Raw genomic sequence first — 19,425 nt, forward strand, 5'->3', positions numbered from 1 at the left:
ATCATAAGTCATTTTGTACATTTAACCCGCACCATTTGTTTATATGATGCATGAGTTGTCGGTCTAAGTTTCCGATATAAAATTAATTCGATGACTTAAATGCAACGGGTAAAGTTAAAGGTGCTGGTGTGTATGGTGTAAAGCCAGATTTATGCTCCCGCCATTGACGAATGAAATCACCCATATTGTGCATATCTAAATGCTGGAAGTCGGTAAACAGATAATCCCACCACCGGATCTGTTTTAGCTGATCGATTTGGTACTCGGTAAATCGGAATTTTATGACCTTAGCGGGATTGCCCCCCACGATGGCAAACGGCGGGACTGATTTTGTTACCACTGAATTAGCCGCGATGACAGCGCCATCGCCTATTTTCACGCCCATAGACAAGGTGACACTCTGGCCAATCCAAACATCATTGCCAATAACCGGGAAAGGCTTCTTGCCGTGGATATTAAAGTTAGGCTCAGGTTGTGAATCTACTCCTTTATCAGTGCGTGCTGCATCAACAAAGGCCGAGCGAGGTCGCCAAGTAAAATGAGAAGTAGAGATGAACTCGATAGGGTGGTGACTGTCGAGTACTTTCAAGCCTTCGCCAATACTGCAATATCTGCCCACTTGCATCTTTTCAGGTAACGCCGAGTGGGAGTAGCTTTGCGCGCCCATGCTGCACAAACCAGAGCTTGGCATTGTGCCTTTTCCACCAACGTAAGGAGAACCATAGAGTGCTGAATAAGGCTCTAACTCTATTTTGCTGCGAAAAACCAGCTCACTTCCTACTCTAAGCCAACCAGTACCATTGGTATCAGCTAGGTATGCTTCAAACGAGGGATACCACCCAGTAAAAATACGATGTTTTTTCAAAATGGCAATATGTTCTGCAGTAATTTTAATTGTGGTGGCCAATCCGTGTTCTCCATTGCAAGAGGCGAGTCCAATATAATGAGCGCAAGATCATACCAATTTCATATAGAGCTCGTCTATTTTAATGCCAAAGGCAATAGTGACTTGGAATTGTCATGGAACAATGTAAAATTCCAGCTGATTTTTAGTGGACAATTGATGCCGTTTGTAAAACAACAGTGATGACTTGTTCACTTGTTGGTACGGTGTAATTAAATGGAGCATAAATGAAACTGTTGATTGTTACTGGTATATCCGATGCTAATTGGATTGAATGGAGAGATACCATTGAAATACCACTTCCCCAAGTTTCAGTTGAAGTGCAGTCAGCTCTTGAAGGCTTGCAAACTAAATCAAGCAAGAAAGACATTACCGAAGCACTTAACGACGTACTTGACTCATTGGATCAGCAAAAGCCTCACTGTATTTTTTTGCCAAATTGTGTTCCACAACTACCAATTTATCTAGAACATGAATCGGTTAAATCACTGGTTTTTTATAGCGACCCTGAACTTTCTGTTGCCCATACGCTGACAGATACCGCGCTGGGGGAGCAAGATGGTTTAAAAGAAGCACAGGTATGGAAGCAGCAACTTAAAACGGCTTTTGAGTTATACCGTGAACATCGTCAAACTTGTCTTCTACTTAACTATATCGATGTAGTGGAAAATCAACCGCAATCATTACCGGCCTTAGCCGAGTTTTGCCAGGCCAAGGTAACATTCGAAAGTACTGAACTTGGTCTATCATCTGATCGGATGCTCGCAGCCCAATTAATTCTGCAAGATCAAGATGATATATTCGATTTTTACGATGAGATCAGAAGTGATGCGCCCATATTTGGGACTTTTAGTGTTAGTGGCGTAGCCGCTCCCTCACAGTTATCATCGTTGGCGTTGAAAGCAATCAAACAACATCAAAGCAGCCAAAAGCAATTTTCTCAGGCAACCCAAAAACAAGCCGCCGAGCTTTCTGATGTTGAGAAAAGACTAGACAGTGCGAATAATGAGTTAATTGAATTAAAGCAACAAAAGCAGCAACTCGAAGATAGTAATTCAGAATTAGCGGCAAAATTGAAAGAGCTAGAGACGCAGCGGACAAAGTCAGCATCGCAAATAGAGCAACTCGAAGCAGACAATGAACTACAAGTGTTGCAACTCAATCAATTGCAAGAGGAATTAGAAGCAACGCATAAAGATTTAGTTGCCGCGCAAAAAGACCAAGCCGAAAAAGCGGAACAGATAAAACAGCTAACGGGCCGTTTACAAGAGCAAACGGCTCAAGTGAAACAAGCAACACAAGAAAGTGAATTGCAGGTGTTGCAGATTGGGCAGTTGCAAGAAGAGTTAGAGTCTGGTCATTCTGAGCATAAAAAAGAATTAACCAATTTGACAGACCAAATTAACGAACTCAATCACGCATCAGAAGTAGCGCACGCTAAATCTAAGGACTCGACGCAACAGCTGGAAACAGTACAAAATAAACTGCAGCACACAGAAGCTGAGTGTGAGCTATTGATATTGCAAACTGTAAAGCTGCAGGAAGAGCTAGAAAGTACCCTTCTCAAATTAGAGCGAGTGGAAGGCGAAGCGCAAACTGCAACTGAACAAAATCAAACACAGCAACAGACTTCACTGCTCAGCCAAGACAAAATTGAAGACTTAGTTGCAGAAAACGAAATCGCCACACTACAAATAAATCAGCTACAAGAAGAGCTGGAATTTTACTATCTGCAATTACAACAAAAGGAATCGGCTCACATGTTACATAGCCAATCAGACAATAAGCCAATTCAAAAGGTGTTCGATAAGACTGCGGTAGGTCGTGCCGAGATGGTTGCTGGCTATGCAACCGATGGTTACAGTGACATCCAACTGCGCCTTGAAAACGTGGCCCTAGCGGATGGTCGATTATTCGATAACATAGTGTGTAAACTAATTAACGTTGAAGGGCATGTGGGTATTGAGTTTCGCGCGGCTGATTCAAATGTTGAGCTTCGCTGGTTAGACGATCTCAAAGACGAATACGGACATTACATAACCTTTATCCCCATTCCTCCAGAGAGTAAAACGCAACAACAACAACGGGTAAATGAAAAACTCAGCGCAGGTGAGCGAGTGGTCGTGTTGAGTATTGCGTCTTTGCTGAATGATGCTTTGCAGCTTGAAGATTTATCTATTATAAAACCGATGGAAGAGGGTGAGCTGCGTGATTGGCGCCTAAGTGCCATTGAACTCAAAAATCAGATTGCGACATTGCCACAATGGATGAGTTTCGACCAACTTTCGTTGGTGGAAGAATATCGCACAGACGATTACGAGCACCTTTGGTTAAGATTCGAAAAACTATTGGTAAACGACCAATTGTTTCCAGAGTTCGAAGTAAAGTTTGCCGCAACAGGTAAGTCATCGGACACACTTTTTACTGATGAAATCACGTTAGAGATAAGAGAGACACCTGCAGGATTTGGTCCTTTGCAAGCATGGCCTCCCGAGTTAAAAGATGATTACGGTTATAAATTTCAGGCTAAGGTAAAACTCAGTGATGAGGGAGTGGAGATTTTCGCGACAGATAGAACCTCTCAGCGAGACAAACAACTGATCCGTCATTTATTCAAAAACTTCATTCACTTTTTGCCGGTACTAAAAGCACAAGGTGCCGAGATTACCAGAGACAATAACGATTGGCTGGCAGTGGGCGAGTGTCTGTCAAAGATTGGCGGTTTTGCTGAAACAAATGAGCAAGTTGAAAAAGAGGCGGTGACTAATCCAACGCCTTTCACTTTTGCTGAATTTGTCGACCTAGGTGGCTATCAACACCTTGTGTTTGAATATGAAATACAGCCTGAAACCATGCTCAAATTAAAAGTGCGCGCTGATAATATCGATGAAAGTGGGAATGCTGATATTGCTATAGATCTGCGTACCGGAGATGATAACGTGCCTTTGGCCAATAGTCGTCATTTCGACGAAGATGATTACGGTCCCAGAGTGTTATTCAATCTGGGGGATGTCGAAGAGATTATCTTTGATGACTCTTTAGATGCAGAGCATCGCAATATGTTAAATGAATTTATCCAAGCATTACCAGCACTAACAAATGCAACATCTGAGTTGGATGAGAAAGCACAATTGCTGTGGTCACAGTGGTTAAAAGACCTGTAGAGTCTAATTTTGACACTATCAAAACAAGCGCGAATTTGGGTTGTTGATCCAGGACTGATGGAAGCTGGTGGGCATCACGCAGCTCTAGCTGAAACGCTTTGCCAATACTATCGACATCATAAAGATAATCATAATATTAACTTTGACGTGTCAGTATTGGCCCATCAGCTTTTTGATAACGGTTTAAAAACACAGTTGGAAGAGTCGGGGCTAACCGTATCGCGACATTTTGCATCGTTATTTTATAAATATTTTCATGATGGCGTTACCCTAGGTCCTGCCGGTGTGCAGGAATATGTGCGTCAACTTTGTAGTGAATATCAATTGGCACTCGATGAGGCGATAACGCAATCACTTGAAAATCGGATTGTATTGTTTTTTCCTTGCTTAAATTGGGAGCACGCTTGGGCCTTGGATATGGCAATAGCAAGATGTGGTCAGAGCATAGTGCAAGCCGATCTGCACATGGTGTGTTGTGCTATGTACTCGCCGACGCAGACGACTAAATTATCCAATCAAAAAATGTGGTTTAGGATGGGGTTTCAACGATTAATTTCACATCCTTTTTTATCGCTATATGCCAGTGAATATGAGCTTTGTCAGGCATATCAAGATTTGATAAACTGCGACGCTATTGAGAATCATCCATGCTATTTAATGGACTGGTCGTCCTTAAGAAACCAATCGACGAATAAGCATGCTGTTGATATACCGGGCAATACAGTATTGCTCTACTTGGGCGATGCTAAAGAAGATAAAGGGTTCAATCGTTTACCTGAAGTACTCAAAAGTGCGTTGGCGAACTCATCAAAAGACACGCATTTTTTGATTCAGTTTACGCTAGCTTGGGCGTATCCAGAGCTAAGTGATTGTATTAGTCAATTAAAGGCGTGGGCTGAAACTGAACCTCGATTAATTTTGCATCATGGGTTTTGGTCAAATGATCAACTTGCTCAAGTGATGATGCGCATTAGCTTAGCCGTTTGTACCTATGATACAAACGTATATCAAAATAAGAGCTCAGGCTTAGTGTGGATGCTGGCTTTTTTCGATCGCCCGTTTATTATCGATGCACCTTGTTGGTTGACCCGTGAAGCACAACGTTTAGGCGTGCGCTATCAAGTATCACCTGACTTAGCATTGCTCAATATTCAGGATGATAGCAGCAACATCAAAACGAATGTTGAGTCGTACAAAGAAACAATGTTTGAGCCTCTGTTCAGTTGGCTTGTTAATCATTAAGGATAGATCAAGGAACACTATGCTAGCGTTTTTATCTAATATTCTGGGAAATAAGGAGAAGTCCTTAGGCGTCGCTGTGCATATTGGTGCAGGCGTAGGACGCGAGCTTGAAATTTACAATGCAATGAATTTTTCACGAATTGTTGCTGTAGAACCTGATCCTACACTGTTTGACAAACTCAACCGAAAATCTAAGCGTTTCGAACACGTACAAGTGAAGAATGTTTGGGTTGCACCGAAAACTGGCGAGACCTCAATATATTGCTTTGCCAATCCTCGGTTTAACTCGTTACTCGCCCCTGATCAGCTAACCGAACATTTTTCTAATCTTAAACAATGTGAACAAAAATCCTCGATGGCAGAAGGAATCAATGATTTCATTGAAAATCTACAGCCATTAGATCCAAACAAGGTTAATGTTTTGATCTTTGACGTCCAAGGCGCTGAATCAAATTTGTTTAGTGAATGTTCACAAGATAATTTGAATCAGTTTGATTGGGTAATTGTGCGCACCAGTCAAGAGTCGCTGTATAAAAATAGTACTCAGGCTAATGAGCTTATTAAAACATTAGCAACGCGTAATCTTACCTTACGTTTTACCGATGATGAAAATGTGCCTTATACCGAGCACTATTATCAACGCGATCAAAATGCAATTACGATAAAACAGCTAGAGTCAAAACTGCTAGAAAGCCAACAAAATAACTCTGAATTAACTGCCCGTTATGAAGAGGCTGGAAAAGCAAACTTACAAGCAAAACAAGACATCAATGACCTAAATGTTAAGCTTAAAGAGCTAAGCGGTAATACAACCGCAAAAGAAAAAGAATTAGCAGACAAAAAAGCACTTGTCGAACAGTTGAAAGAGCAAATTGCTAAATTAACTGAAAGCACACAACAGCAACTAGAAGTGGCTGAACAAAAAGCGAAAAAAGCTCTGCAAGACTTAGCCAATAAACAAATTGAATTTGAAAAAGCCCAGCAACAAATTGAATCCCTTTCCAAGCAGTTGGCAGAAAAAGCGCAACAGCTAACCAAATTAGAGGCTGAATCGCAAGAAACACAACAACGACTTGAGCGAGAGAATAATGAGCTTAGTCAAAGTGTAGAGACTCAAAAGAAGACGGTTCAATTACTAGAAGAAAAAGCGAAACATACTGAAGATGCAGCTAAGTTGCTGCGCGACGAAAAACAAACGCTAGTTGAGCAGTTCGAAGAACAAAGTCAGAAAGTTCAAGCACAGCAAGAAAAAGCTAAGCAAGCGGAAGATAAATACACGCAGCTACAAGGTGAAAAACAAGCTTTAATAGAACTGGCTGAAGAGCAAAAGCAGGCAACTCAAGAGTCCATTAAATTAGAGGAGGCTAAAGTAAGGGATTTGCAAAGCGAACTCGCTAAAACCAAAAAACAATTGGAACAACAAACTCAATGGCATCACCAGAATAAAGACAGAGTTGAAAACCTTAATAAACAAATGACCGAGCTTAAGCAACAAGTATTAGAACGCCAAAAAGCCAGTGATATGGCTATAAAATTGCAAACTAAAGCTCAAGTAGATTTAGAAGATTTAAGAGAAAAATATAAGAATAAAAATTATAACGAACAGCAGTTGGTTGAGTTAGTCAAAGAATTGCGCGTAAAACTTAAACAGGCAGCAGAATTTTACCATTACTTGGAAAACAACCACCCTGAGCTGGCTGAGTTAGATTATGCAGACACTACAGCCAGTTTAGTAAAAGCTCCTAAAACTAAAAAGTCGGCTAAAAGCTCATGAAGAATCCAGTGAATCGACTGCTAGCTTCATTAGAAGACGCTATAGATTTAATTGATGATAGTCACTTGTTGCCTAACGGGGTATTCGATGAGTTGACAGATAATTCCGCCTCGCCTTTGTCTCGATTAGATTTTTCGAAGGCTTCATCTTTAATGGAAAAATGCGAAAACGTCGAAAGTCAATTCACAAATGAAAAACCTGTGCTTAGGATCATTCATCATTTAGCCTGCAGTGGGGGAACATTAATATCCAAATGTCTTTCTGCAATCCCCAATGTTTTTTTGTTAAGTGAGCTGCATCCATATTCAGATCTACATCTAAGAACCGCGAAACCAAAGTTTTCTCCTAGCGATATTGCATCGCTTTCTAAATATGCGCAAGTACCGGAACAAAGGCAACTGGCGCAAAAATTATTCGCACAGAGTGTTAAACTCACTTTTGAGCATGTAGACAATCGGGCGGGAACTTTGATTCTTAGAGATCATACTCATTCTGATTATAATCTTGGCTCGTTAACCGAAAATGGCAGTGAAGTAGTAAGTGCATTAAAAGATGATTTTGAGATAAGGTCAATTGTTACCGTTCGAAATCCAATTGATGCTTACGCTTCTCTAGTAAAAAATAATTGGCAGCATTTTGAGCCATTCACTTTTGACGAATACTGTCGACGCTTAAATCGATTGCTTTGCGATTTCAGCCATTGTCCCATCATCAAGTTTGAAGATTTTACTCATTCGCCAATTTCTGAAATGCATAAAATATGTAAATTCTTTGAAATCCCCTTTAGTGAAGAGTTTGAATCATTGTTCGAATTGTTCAACGTTACTGGCGATAGTGGCAGGAGCGCTAATGTCATTGGGGTTCGAGAACGAATTGCGCCCCCATCGATCATTGAGGAAAGTTTGAACTCACCTGAATTTAACAAAATTTGTAATACAGGCTTGTATCAATTACCTCAACCAGTCACTGCGAATTAAAGGAAGGAATGGGATTGATCAAATATTTAAAGAATCGTCACCACGGGCAAAAGGGAGTCATTATTTGCAATGGCCCCTCTTTGAACAACATGGAGCTGTCGTTTTTGCAAAGAGAAACGACTATCGGTTTAAACAAAATATTTTTGGGTTTTAAAAAGTTTAAATTCTATCCAAATTATTACGTATGCGTAAATAAAAAGGTATTGGAGCAGGCTCAACAAGATATTAAGCAACTAACTTGCCGAAAGTTTTTGAGTAATCGTTGCGGTAACTTGTTTCAGAATGATTACTTGACTCATGTAATTGACACTAGTGCTCCGTCGGCAAGATTTTGTAAAAATATTGAGTCAAATATCGAAGAAGGTTGGACGGTTACCTATGCAGCTCTGCAAATAGCGTACTATTTAGGGTTTAAAGAGGTATTTATTATTGGTATGGACCATTCTTTCCAATATAATGGCGCTCCTAATGCAGAGAGCATTATGACTCAAAAAGATCCTAATCACTTTAGTGATGAATATTTCGCTAAAGGTTGCACATGGGATAATCCTGATTTAAAAAATTCTGAGCGTTCTTATGAAATTGCGCGACAAGTCTATGAGAATAGTGGGCGCCGCATATACGATGCTACAGTAGGTGGCAATTGTGATGTTTTTGAGAAAGTCGATTACACATCGGTTTTTCTTTGAACCAAATAATAAAGCAAAGCGAAGGTCAGCTTCTGGTTGATGTAGCAAGGGAAGAAAAATGTTAGATGTACAAGTTTTTAAAAAGTTACTTGAGGAAGGCAAGACCCAAGAAGCTATCGAGTTTTGCCAACGCATGCGAGAAACCAAACCTCATTTGTCGTTTTATCAGTTTTGGCTTGATAAATTGAATGGCACTACAAAAAACCATACTAACAACTCCTCGCAATTAATAGTCACACGCCAGCAGAATATTGAACCTGCGTTGTCTATTCCTAAATCATTATCGCCTGACTTCAAGAACTTTCAGTATCGAGAGCTTCCTGGTCGAGAATTGACTTATCCAGAAACAATATCAGAAATGGAATCAGAAAAGTTGAAGCTGGTGAAAAGCTTTCCTTTTAATGGTGATATTTACCTACCAACAAATAAAATCCCATTGTCTGAACAAGTAATAGGTTTGAAAAAGGTCGCTGAACTGGTAAAACCAGATAATCGAGCAATATCTAAAAATCGATTTGAAAAGCTTAAAGAACGGATTAAACAAACCGGCAAAAAACGGGTTTTTATTCTCGGTAATGGTCCTAGTTTGAAACAAACCGATTTGTCGTTGCTTAAAGACGAAATTACCATTGGATTCAATGGTATTTTCTTACACGATACCTTTACCCCAACTATATACGTAGTGGAAGATCACTTGGTTGCAGAAGACCGAGCATCAGAAATCGCCAAATATAACTGTCCAGTAAAAATATTTCCTTCTTATTTAGGTTATTGTGTTCCAGTGCAAGAAAACACCATATTTTTAAATCATTTACCGCGGAGAAGCTTCCCCGTGGATACCGATTTCTCTGATGACGTCGGTGAAATATCATACACCGGAGGCACTGTAACTTATACCGGAATGCAAATTGCTGCTTCGCTAGGTTTTGATGAAATTTATCTTATTGGTGTAGATGCAAGTTACAAGGTTGAAAATGTTGATAGAAGCACTGACTATGGTACCGGGGTACTGTGCTCCAAATCCGATGATGTAAACCACTTTGACTCTCGCTACTTTGGCAAAGGTTACAGATGGCACGATCCTAACGTGAATACTATGCTTCAAGCATATCGAAAAGTCAGAAACTACGCGAAAATCAAAGGAATTAAAGTTGCCAACGCTACTATAGGTGGAGAGTTAGATGTTTTCCCTAGAGTCGACCTTTATTCGCTTTTTGAGCATAGTAAGGTCTACCCCAAAACCGCTGTTATAGACTTTACGCATATAGATTGGCTTTGTGCTACTGGGATCGTGAAAAAGAATATGTTCGATGGATGGGCAAAGCATTCTTTGTTTCACGTTCATGGACAACACCCTGATTTTGTTTCTGCTTACCAAAAAATACCGAATGACTGTTACGCGGCCAATGCGGATAAATCTAGCGTATTCGCGTCACTTAGGTGCCTGTTAGAGTATAACCCTGATGTGCTTTACACTCGGCCAACGCATGACAGACCGGCTTTAAGTATCATTCAAATGATAATGCCGGTTATTTTAAACAAACCCTTTGTTATTCATTATATGGACGACTGGCTTGCAAAAATTGAAATGAATCAAGGGCCTGAAATTTCTTTGGTTTACGAAAAACTAATGAAATTCCTTTTTGCAAAAGCGGCAAAAGTATTGACCATCTCACAAAAAATGGCTGATTATTTACACACCGCGTTTAATGTTGAGCAAGAGCGTTTACAAGTAGTTCATAATTACATTCAAGAACAAGGGGCTCTTGCCTTACCTAAAGATAAAAATTGTAAAGTCGTGCGTTATTTTGGGGGTATGGAGCCGGACATGAGTCTGTCGTCTATTATCAATGTCGCTAAAGCTATCGAAGATATAAGTTCTGCAGAGACTCCCGTGCGTTTTGAAATTTATACGGGGCAAAACTACATAGACAGATTTGCTAAAGATTTTGATAAATTTAAACATACATCGATTAGTCGCCAGCACGATAACTATCAAGTCTATCTAGCTCTTCTCGAGAGTTCAGATTTAAACGTGTTGTGTTACAATTTTGACGAAAAATCAAAAGTGTATTTGAAGTATTCTATGGCAAACAAATTGCCCGAGACGATTGGCGCGAATGTACCTTTCCTCGCAATAGGAAGTAAAGAAATAGGCACTATCACATATTTGCTTGAAGAAAAGTATCCATTTGTTATCGCGGAGCACAACAGTGGCTCAGTACAATCTCAAATAAACAATATTCTTTTCAATAAAGAGAGCGCCACCGAACAGTATTTTGAATCGCTAAATAGTCTGAAAGAAGAATTTTCAGCAGCTAGAAACCAATACGGTTTTCAGAATACGCTTCGTAAGGTTTCACAGAACAGTATCGTTTATTACACACAAGCTGACGTAAAACAGATCAAACAGTTAAGTGCTCAGTTGTTTGAATTGTTAGGTACAAGAAAACAGAAATATAAAAGCTTGAAAGTGCTAGATACGCTTCTTGATTTAAATGAATTGCAACGGACAGAGTTAGTTAATTTAATGCAATCGCATGGGGTTGATTGGCAGTTTAAACAGGATCAACAAAAGATTGAGAAATTAGTGCGTAAAGAGAAACACAGCGCACAAGAAAGACTAGAAATGGTTGCCTTTCTAATGACGTCACTCGAGCATGAAAGGTTTAATACAATAAATGCTAACATATTGAAATTGATTGTAAAATGAGTCCATTTCACTTAGCAGAATCGCCTTTATGGCATGCCAAAAACAACCAGTGGATTTGGACTGATATTTTGCAACAGCACATCTTTCTTGCATCGCTGAGTAAGACAAAAGATGTTGGGGTTAAACGCCATTTTGCGATTGAGCAAATGGTGTCAAATATTGTGTTGTTGAATGAAAATTCATTATTATTAAGTGCTGAAAAAAGCCATTTTGTGTTCGATCTGAAAAGTGAGACGTGCACTCCTATCGCTGAGTTGCCGCATTCTGACTTGTTTCGTTGTAACGACGGTAGCGTTGGGCCAGACGGTAAATATTGGTTCGGCACTATGGAGAAAAAACCTACCGGCCTCAACGGAGACATTTACTCGTTAGATGCAAAAGGCCAGTTAGTAGCGCAAAATATCCCTATTGGAATCCCTAATTCATTTATTTGGGTTGATGATTATTCCGTGCTAGTTTCTGATTCTTTCTTGCAAAAAACATTCAAAGTGAATTTGAATACCGAAGGGAAACTCGATTGGGCCAATAGGTCAGTGTGGTTAGATCTGTCTGAAACAGATTGCACACCCGATGGGGGAGCAATAGATGAGCAGGGGAATATTTGGTTAGCAATCTGGGGAGGGGCTGCTATACATAAATACTCGCCTGCTGGGAAATTGTTAGATAAAATTCAACTTCAAGCTTTACAACCAACATCTTGTGCATTCGGGGGGCCTGATATGGAGTTCTTGCTTATCACGACTGCAACTGAAGGGTTGTCTGAACAGCAAATGAAAGACTATCCTGACTCTGGGAAAGTACTGCAATACCACCAATTAATTAAAGGCAAACCCATGCCCCATTTCAAGTTAGAAGTAGCATCATGTTAGCAAGCGTTGTTATCAGAACCTACAATGAAGCCAAATACTTGGACGAACTGCTCAGTGAAATTGGCAAGCAAAATACCGCGGTTGTTGACAATGAAGTAGTAATAATTGACTCAGGGTCGACTGATGGCACCCTAGAGATTGCTGAAAAACACAATTGCCGTATCACTCATATTAAAAAGTCGGACTTTACCTTTGGCCGCTCATTAAATATGGGGTGCGAATTTGCAAAAGGGGATTTTCTGGTGTTTGTCAGTGGTCATTGCATCCCTGCGAGTCCAGATTGGTTGGATGAACTTTGCAAACCATTGGTGGAACAGAAAATCGCATACGCTTATGGCCGCCAAATTGGCCGAGACACAACAAAATATTCTGAGAGCAAGCATTTTGATAAATGGTTTCCAGAATATTCAAAAATACCTCAAGAAGGATACTTTTGTAACAATGCGAATGCTGCAGTGACTCGTACTGCTTGGGAAAAGTTCGGCTTTAATGAAGAGTTAACCGGTTTAGAAGACATGTATTTGGCGAAGCAATTGGTCGAATCAGGTGAAAAGATTGGTTATGTATCAACAGCACCCGTTTATCATATTCATGATGAAAGCTGGTCCCAATTGCGAACCCGTTATGAAAGAGAAGCTTATGCATTACAAAAAATTATGCCTGAAGTACATTTCTCCTTCACTGATTTTTTGCGCTTTTTAATATCGGGCGTAATGGCTGATTTTGCAGGGGCTGTGCGAGAGAAGGTTTTTCTAAAACGCTGCATAGAAATAGTCTTATTTCGCTATAATCATTACTGGGGAACCTACAAAGGTAACCATGAAATGCGGAAACTGTCGGCTAAACAAAAGTTTCATTATTTTTACCCAAAAGATGTAGAGAAAGAGATTTATCATGACTAAAAAAATAGTCGCATTGTTGCCAATGAAAGCAAACAGTACGCGTGTAAAAGGAAAGAACTTTCGAGAGTTTTGCGGTAAACCGCTTTTCCGTTGGATACTCGACAGCCTGTTGGCTGTAGATGAAATAGATGAAGTCATTATCAATACTGATGCAAGAGAGATTCTTGCCGAGAATGGATTAGTAGATACAGATCGCATTCGCATTCGCGATCGCCATAAAGATATCTGTGGTGACGATGTATCGATGAATCTGGTGCTTGCCGATGATTTGGCCAATGTGGAGGCTGATATGTATTTGATGACTCATACTACCAACCCATTGTTAAGACCCGAAACTATCAAAAAAGCCATACTAGAGTTTGCGGATGCCCGTGAGAAATCCGATACAGATTCACTGTTTACGGTAAACAAAATACAAACTCGATTTTATCGTGAAGATTGCTCTCCGATAAATCATGACCCAAACAACCTTATACCTACTCAAAATTTGGAGCCTTGGTACGAGGAAAATTCGAATCTGTATATATTCACCCGTGACAGTTTCGCTACTACACAAGCACGTATAGGCAAGCACCCAATGATGATGGTCACGCCTGATATGGAGTCTTCTGATATTGATACGCCTGACGATTGGGATAGAGCAATAGTGACAACCCATTATTTTATTCAAAAAGGTCTGATCAAGCCCTGATATGCAAGAGGTTTTATGAAAAAGGTATTAGTGACTTGCCCACCGATGTTGGGCATGTTTGATGAGTTCGTTGAACCGGCAAAAAAACTCGGCGTCGAGCTAGTTGCAGCACAAACAACGCAAATATTATCCGAACAAGAGCTGATGGCTTTACTTCCTGATTTTGAGGGATGGATCATCGGTGATGACCCAGCTACGCATCAGGTTTTCAGTGCAGCTATTAAGGGTAAACTTGAAGCGGCTGTAAAGTGGGGCATAGGTGTCGATAATGTCGACTTTGCCGCATGCGAAGAACTTGGCATACCAATTACTAATACCCCTAATATGTTTGGTGGTGAAGTGGCTGACTTGGCTATCGGATTTATGTTGGGGCTTGCTCGTGAAACTTTTTATATAGATCGCGAGATAAGAAACAACTTCGCATGGCCAAAGCCAGCAGGAATGAGCGTCGCGGGTAAAACTGTTGGTGTCGTGGGATTCGGCGATATCGGTTACAACACAGTAAAACGTTTATCCGGATTCGATGTTAACGCTATTGTCTATGACCCTGGTGTTGAAGGTAATAAAGAGTTTGATTTTGTCACCAGAATGTCTTTCCCTGAAGGGCTAGATAAATTGGATTTCTTAATTTTCACTTGCGCGTTGAACAAGCACAACTTCCATATGCTTGATGAAAAAGCGATATCTCAACTCAAACCAGGTTGTAAGGTGATAAACGTAGCACGTGGGCCTCTTATAGATGAGCCTGCACTTATCAGTGCATTGCAATCAGGCCATGTATCTGCAGCTGCGTTAGATGTGTTTGAAGAAGAACCATTACCTAAGAGTTCTCCTCTTCGAGAAATGCCACAGTGCATTTTTGGCTCTCATAATGGGTCAAATACTAAAGAAGGTGTGCGCAGAGCGACCCAAGAAGCAATCAACAAAATAGCTGCGTTTTTGCATGCAAATTAACAAAAAAAAGTGGGTAATTGTTACCGGTGCTAATGGTGGCATAGGTAGAGCACTATGCGAAGAGTTTACGAATTCAGGTCATCATGTACTTGCTTTGGATTTAAACGATGTGCCAAACAACGATTTAGTACATGCTGTATACATGAGCTTGGATCTAAATCAATATGCCTTAGATCAAGACTATGCCGAATCGGTTAATAAACAACTAGTTTCGACAGTTTCTAGTGGAAATTTATTGGCGTTAGTTAACAATGCTGCAGTTCAATTGTTAGAAAATTCACGCACTATGGCTCGCAGTGTGTGGGATGAAACATTGCGAGTGAACTTAAGCGCGCCGTTCTTTTTGTCTCAAGCAATGTTACCATTACTAGAAGTTACCTATGGTGCAATTATCAACATAAGTAGCATCCATGCATCTTTAACCAAGAAGAACTTTGTTGCCTACGCAACTAGTAAAGCGGCGCTAAGTGCATTGACTCGAAATATGGCGATAGATTTGGGTGCTCGTATTCGTATAAATGCAATAGAACCGGCGGCAATCGAAACGGATATGCTTAAAGCGGGATTTAAAGGCATGGATGAGAAATATAGAGAGCTCGAGTCTTTTCACCCAATGGGCAGGGTTGGGACACCGTCAGAGGTGGCTAAACTTGCAGTCTTTTTAGCTTCTGAAGAAGCTGGGTTTATTCAAGGTGCGTGCATCAGCGCAACTGGCGGGATCCACAGTTGCTTAAGTGATCCATCGTAATTTACGATATTTGAATTTTTAAAGTGAAAAAATATGAAAAAAGCATTAATTACCGGTGTAACCGGCCAGGATGGCTCTTATTTAGCCGAATTTTTATTAGAAAAAGGATATGAGGTTCACGGTATTAAGCGTCGAGCTTCATTATTTAATACTCAGCGTGTCGATCATATCTATGAAGATGTGCATATAGAAAATGCACGCTTTAAACTGCATTATGGGGATTTGAGCGACTCTTCTAACCTTATTCGCATTATGAGGGAAGTAGAGCCTGACGAGGTATATAACTTGGGTGCGCAGTCACATGTTGCAGTATCGTTTGAAGCGCCAGAATACACCGCTGACGTAGATGCTTTAGGCACCTTACGCTTATTAGAAGCAATTCGCTTTTTGGGTTTAGAAAAGAAAACCAAATTCTATCAGGCCTCTACGTCAGAGCTCTACGGTGAAGTGCAAGAAATACCGCAGAAAGAAACTACACCTTTTCATCCAAGGTCACCTTACGCGGTTGCCAAAATGTATGCCTACTGGATAGCAGTTAACTATCGAGAATCTTATGGTATCTACGCTTGTAACGGTATCTTATTTAACCACGAGTCACCTCGTCGAGGAGAGACGTTCGTAACACGTAAGATTACTCGAGCTATAGCCAATATTGCGCAAGGGTTAGAGTCTTGTTTGTATTTAGGAAACATGGATGCGTTGCGCGACTGGGGCCATGCAAAGGATTACGTCCGTATGCAATGGATGATGTTACAACAAGACAAGCCAGAAGATTTTGTTATCGCTACGGGCAAACAAATATCGGTGCGTGAATTTGTGCGAATGTCAGCAGAGAATGTTGGAATTATTGTCGAATTCACGGGGGAAGGGATTAATGAAATTGCCACCATTACAGCAATAAACGGCGATGATGCTGAAGGTGTTCAAGTCGGAGACATAATCGTAAAAGTGGACCCGCGATACTTTAGGCCTGCGGAAGTTGAAACTTTGTTGGGCGACCCAACAAAAGCCAAAGAAAAATTAGGCTGGGTACCCGAAATCACCGTTGAAGAAATGTGTGCCGAGATGGTTCAGTATGATTTAAGTAAAGCTAAGCAACATGCTTTGTTGAAAAAGCATGGGTATTCGGTATCTGTAGCTAAAGAATAATAGGATTAATTCAGAGCGCAGCGAAAGCTTGGAGAAAATGCTATTTAAGATAAAACGAGGCATACACTTCGATTGAGTTAACTTTAATCGAAGTGGTGAATCAGTGTTTTAACTTTGATTGCTGAGCATAAGACGATGATTTTTGGTGACAAATGCGAATAGGTAAATTAAGTGAGTAAGAAAGTAATCAATGTCACCAAGCCATACCTTCCTCCTCTCGAAGAATTTATGCCATTGCTAGAGGATATCTGGCATTCTAAAATGTTAACCAATAATGGCAAATACAATGGTAAGTTTTGTCGTGAGTTAGCAAAGTTGTGGGATGTTGAGCATGTGGTGACCTTTACTAATGGTACACAAGCATTGCTAGCTGCGCTGAGTTGCCTTGCAACAAAAGAAAAAGGCGAAATCATTACTACGCCGTTTACATTTATTGCAACGACTAACTCTATAATCTGGACTGGTCACAAGCCGGTATTTGTAGACATTAATCCAACCACATTAAATATTGATGTTGATGCAATTGAACGTGCTATAAGCTCTGAAACAGTGGCGATTTTAGCCGTCCATTGTTACGGCAACCCTTGTGATGTTGTTGCTCTAAACGAGCTATCATTGCGGCATAACATTCCTGTATTGTATGATGCCGCTCATGCATTTGGTGTAGAGCTTGCTGGAGAAAGTGTGTTTCGTTTTGGCAGCATGAGTGTGGCGAGCTTTCACGCAACTAAAACCTTTAATACTTTTGAAGGTGGAGCGGTCGCTTGTCATTCTGCCGTGGTTCGTGACAAGCTAATTAATTTTGCAAATTTTGGGTTTCAAAACGAAACAACTATTTCCTCCCTTGGTCTCAATGCGAAAATGTCTGAGTTCAATGCTGCACTTGGTTTAGTGCAACTTCAACACATTGATAAAATGTTGGCGGGTAAACAATATATTGCTGATTATTATGTAAGCGAGCTTTCGAAGTTAGAAGGCGTTTTTATACCTACTGAGCCTAACAATTCACGTTTAAATTATTCGTACTTTCCGATTTTCATTGAACCAAACGCCAAAACTGATCGAGATACGCTTTATGGGTTTTTACGTGAGCACGGATATATGGTTCGTCGCTACTTTTATCCATTGACTTGTGATTTTGGAATACCTGAAATAGAAGAAAGAGCTCGTAAATTGGATGTATCAAAAGCACGAAAACGTGCCGATGAGGTTTTGTGTTTACCAATCTACTCTGACCTTGATGTTGAGGCTGTGTACGAGCTTGTTAGTTTGCTGAAAAGTAAGCTCGGTTAGTATGAACTTGGTCATCATGCAGCCGTATTTTTTCCCATACGTGGGATATTTCAGTCTGTTTGATGCGGCAGACACATTTGTAATTTACGATGATGTTAATTTTATCAAAAAAGGATGGGTTAACAGAAATAATTTTTATAGTAAGAGTGGGCCACAAAGATTTACCTTGCCTATCAGTAAGGCGAGTCAAAATTCTAAAATTTCTGATTTAAGTATATTATCTCTCCATCATAGTAAAATTAAATTTCTGAGAATGTTGTCTTTTTCGTATTCCAAAGCTCCCTATTATCAAGATGTGATATCTTTACTGGTCGATATTTTTGATTATAAAACAGAGTTGTTAGCTGACTTTTTAGTGAACGCTTTGATTAAAGTAAATGAATATTTAAATATTTCCGTTGAAATTATTCGGAGTTCCCAAGAGCAGTTTGCAAAAGGGTTGGCTGGTGAACAACGGATTGTCAGCATAGCAAAAAACTTACAAGCAGAAAAATATATCAATGCCATTGGCGGAGTCGATTTATACTCTACTAAATCCTTTGAAATGCAGGGAATAAAATTACAATTTTTGAAACACAAGGGTACAAATTATCGTCAGTTTTCGGATGTACATACGCCTTATCTTTCTATTGTAGATGTGCTTATGTTTAATTCACCTAGTGAAGCTATGCAAATAATACAGAGTTATGAGTTAATAAATGGCTAAAGTAGTGATTTTTGGAACGATGGATACCGCTGAACTGGCTCATTTCTATCTGGGGGTGGATAGTGAACATGAAGTCGTAGCATTCAGTGTCCACGAAAAATATTTGAACACATCAACCTTTAAAGGTTTAAATGTGGTTGCATTTGAATCAATAGAAAAAAAGTATCCACCTGCAGAATATAAGTTTTTTGCTCCCATGACTGGCAAGAATATGAATCAGTTGCGGGAGCAGATTTACTATGAGATTAAAGCTAAAGGCTATGAGTTAATTTCTTATATCAGCAGTAAAGCCACAGTATTTGAAGGTACTAAAATTGGTGATAATTGCTTTATTCTAGAAGACAACACAATCCAGCCATTCACCAGTATCGGCAACAATGTTGTACTATGGAGTGGTAATCATATCGGCCACCATGGTCAAATAAAAGATCATTGTTTTTTTACTTCTCACGTTGTTTTATCTGGGCATTGTGTTGTTGAATCGCATTGTTTTTTTGGTGTGAATTCTACGGTTAGGGATTATACAAATGTAGCCAAAGGTACGTTGCTTGGAATGAGTGCAAGTCTGACACGAGATACTGATGAGTGGGGCGTTTATATAGGGAACCCTGCGAAGAAAAAGAGCAAACCAAGCTACGAAGTATATTAGT

The 19,425-nt window shown here is 40.1% G+C and carries 16 protein-coding genes; 15 read left to right on the forward strand and 1 reads right to left on the reverse strand.

Annotated elements, in window-relative coordinates:
- Positions 1–82: 82 nt before the first annotated feature.
- Complete coding sequence (locus ABD036_RS10120) at positions 83–907, reverse strand: CatB-related O-acetyltransferase (protein WP_343859432.1); 825 nt, start codon at positions 905–907, stop codon at positions 83–85.
- 224 nt (positions 908–1,131) lie between these two features.
- Between ABD036_RS10120 and ABD036_RS10125 the strand changes: the two genes are divergently transcribed.
- From ABD036_RS10125 to ABD036_RS10195, 15 genes are all read left to right on the forward strand, one after another.
- Positions 1,132–4,068, forward strand: coding sequence for a coiled-coil domain-containing protein (locus ABD036_RS10125; protein ID WP_343859434.1), 2,937 nt, complete (start codon positions 1,132–1,134; stop codon positions 4,066–4,068).
- 9 nt (positions 4,069–4,077) lie between these two features.
- Positions 4,078–5,310 (forward strand): hypothetical protein, encoded by a 1,233-nt coding sequence (locus tag ABD036_RS10130; protein ID WP_343859437.1) that lies wholly within the window; start codon positions 4,078–4,080, stop codon positions 5,308–5,310.
- A 19-nt stretch (positions 5,311–5,329) separates the two neighbouring features.
- Positions 5,330–7,084, forward strand: a complete 1,755-nt coding sequence (locus tag ABD036_RS10135) for an FkbM family methyltransferase (protein ID WP_343859440.1) — start codon at positions 5,330–5,332, stop codon at positions 7,082–7,084.
- Entirely contained in the window at positions 7,081–8,061 is a 981-nt protein-coding gene (locus ABD036_RS10140; protein WP_343859442.1) for a sulfotransferase, read from the forward strand. Before ABD036_RS10135 ends, ABD036_RS10140 begins: the two co-directional genes overlap by 4 nt.
- Before the next feature lie 8 nt (positions 8,062–8,069).
- Positions 8,070–8,750 carry a 6-hydroxymethylpterin diphosphokinase MptE-like protein gene (locus ABD036_RS10145; RefSeq protein ID WP_343859444.1) on the forward strand — a complete coding sequence of 227 codons (681 nt, stop codon included), beginning with the start codon at positions 8,070–8,072 and terminating at the stop codon, positions 8,748–8,750.
- A 58-nt stretch (positions 8,751–8,808) separates the two neighbouring features.
- On the forward strand, positions 8,809–11,463 hold the full coding sequence (locus ABD036_RS10150) for a 6-hydroxymethylpterin diphosphokinase MptE-like protein (RefSeq protein WP_343859446.1): 2,655 nt from the start codon (positions 8,809–8,811) through the stop codon (positions 11,461–11,463).
- Positions 11,460–12,332 (forward strand): SMP-30/gluconolactonase/LRE family protein, encoded by an 873-nt coding sequence (locus ABD036_RS10155; RefSeq protein WP_343859448.1) that lies wholly within the window; start codon positions 11,460–11,462, stop codon positions 12,330–12,332. Before ABD036_RS10150 ends, ABD036_RS10155 begins: the two co-directional genes overlap by 4 nt.
- On the forward strand, positions 12,326–13,234 hold the full coding sequence (locus tag ABD036_RS10160) for a glycosyltransferase family 2 protein (RefSeq protein ID WP_343859450.1): 909 nt from the start codon (positions 12,326–12,328) through the stop codon (positions 13,232–13,234). The genes ABD036_RS10155 and ABD036_RS10160 overlap by 7 nt, the downstream gene beginning before the upstream one ends.
- A complete protein-coding gene (locus ABD036_RS10165; RefSeq protein WP_343859453.1) occupies positions 13,227–13,925 on the forward strand; it encodes an acylneuraminate cytidylyltransferase family protein in 699 nt (232 codons plus the stop codon). The genes ABD036_RS10160 and ABD036_RS10165 overlap by 8 nt, the downstream gene beginning before the upstream one ends.
- Before the next feature lie 15 nt (positions 13,926–13,940).
- Positions 13,941–14,879 carry a phosphoglycerate dehydrogenase gene (locus tag ABD036_RS10170; protein ID WP_343859456.1) on the forward strand — a complete coding sequence of 313 codons (939 nt, stop codon included), beginning with the start codon at positions 13,941–13,943 and terminating at the stop codon, positions 14,877–14,879.
- The gene (locus ABD036_RS10175; RefSeq protein WP_343859458.1) at positions 14,869–15,627 is read left to right on the forward strand and encodes an SDR family NAD(P)-dependent oxidoreductase; all 759 of its coding nucleotides are present in this window, start codon (positions 14,869–14,871) and stop codon (positions 15,625–15,627) included. Before ABD036_RS10170 ends, ABD036_RS10175 begins: the two co-directional genes overlap by 11 nt.
- A gap of 33 nt (positions 15,628–15,660) precedes the next feature.
- Entirely contained in the window at positions 15,661–16,776 is a 1,116-nt protein-coding gene (gene gmd / locus ABD036_RS10180) for a GDP-mannose 4,6-dehydratase (protein ID WP_343859460.1), read from the forward strand.
- Positions 16,777–16,947: 171 nt separating this feature from the next.
- Positions 16,948–18,069: a DegT/DnrJ/EryC1/StrS aminotransferase family protein gene (locus tag ABD036_RS10185; protein WP_343859462.1), complete on the forward strand. Its 1,122-nt coding sequence runs from the start codon at positions 16,948–16,950 to the stop codon at positions 18,067–18,069.
- A 1-nt stretch (position 18,070) separates the two neighbouring features.
- Positions 18,071–18,775 carry a WbqC family protein gene (locus ABD036_RS10190; RefSeq protein ID WP_343859465.1) on the forward strand — a complete coding sequence of 235 codons (705 nt, stop codon included), beginning with the start codon at positions 18,071–18,073 and terminating at the stop codon, positions 18,773–18,775.
- Entirely contained in the window at positions 18,768–19,424 is a 657-nt protein-coding gene (locus ABD036_RS10195; RefSeq protein WP_343859467.1) for an acetyltransferase, read from the forward strand. The genes ABD036_RS10190 and ABD036_RS10195 overlap by 8 nt, the downstream gene beginning before the upstream one ends.
- The last annotated feature ends 1 nt before the right edge of the window (position 19,425 follow it).

It is taken from the genome of Aliiglaciecola litoralis (assembly GCF_039523355.1).
Lineage (GTDB): Bacteria > Pseudomonadota > Gammaproteobacteria > Enterobacterales > Alteromonadaceae > Aliiglaciecola > Aliiglaciecola litoralis.

Bases quoted from the DNA above. Each gene is read 5' to 3' on its own strand.
- ABD036_RS10125 (WP_343859434.1), top strand. From the start codon at position 1,132: ATGAAACTGTTGATTGTTACTGGTATATCCGATGCTAATTGGATTGAA.
- ABD036_RS10135 (WP_343859440.1), top strand. From the start codon at position 5,330: ATGCTAGCGTTTTTATCTAATATTCTGGGAAATAAGGAGAAGTCCTTA.
- ABD036_RS10140 (WP_343859442.1), top strand. From the start codon at position 7,081: ATGAAGAATCCAGTGAATCGACTGCTAGCTTCATTAGAAGACGCTATA.
- ABD036_RS10145 (WP_343859444.1), top strand. From the start codon at position 8,070: ATGGGATTGATCAAATATTTAAAGAATCGTCACCACGGGCAAAAGGGA.
- ABD036_RS10150 (WP_343859446.1), top strand. From the start codon at position 8,809: ATGTTAGATGTACAAGTTTTTAAAAAGTTACTTGAGGAAGGCAAGACC.
- ABD036_RS10155 (WP_343859448.1), top strand. From the start codon at position 11,460: ATGAGTCCATTTCACTTAGCAGAATCGCCTTTATGGCATGCCAAAAAC.
- ABD036_RS10160 (WP_343859450.1), top strand. From the start codon at position 12,326: ATGTTAGCAAGCGTTGTTATCAGAACCTACAATGAAGCCAAATACTTG.
- ABD036_RS10165 (WP_343859453.1), top strand. From the start codon at position 13,227: ATGACTAAAAAAATAGTCGCATTGTTGCCAATGAAAGCAAACAGTACG.
- ABD036_RS10170 (WP_343859456.1), top strand. From the start codon at position 13,941: ATGAAAAAGGTATTAGTGACTTGCCCACCGATGTTGGGCATGTTTGAT.
- ABD036_RS10175 (WP_343859458.1), top strand. From the start codon at position 14,869: ATGCAAATTAACAAAAAAAAGTGGGTAATTGTTACCGGTGCTAATGGT.
- gmd (WP_343859460.1), top strand. From the start codon at position 15,661: ATGAAAAAAGCATTAATTACCGGTGTAACCGGCCAGGATGGCTCTTAT.
- ABD036_RS10190 (WP_343859465.1), top strand. From the start codon at position 18,071: ATGAACTTGGTCATCATGCAGCCGTATTTTTTCCCATACGTGGGATAT.
- ABD036_RS10195 (WP_343859467.1), top strand. From the start codon at position 18,768: ATGGCTAAAGTAGTGATTTTTGGAACGATGGATACCGCTGAACTGGCT.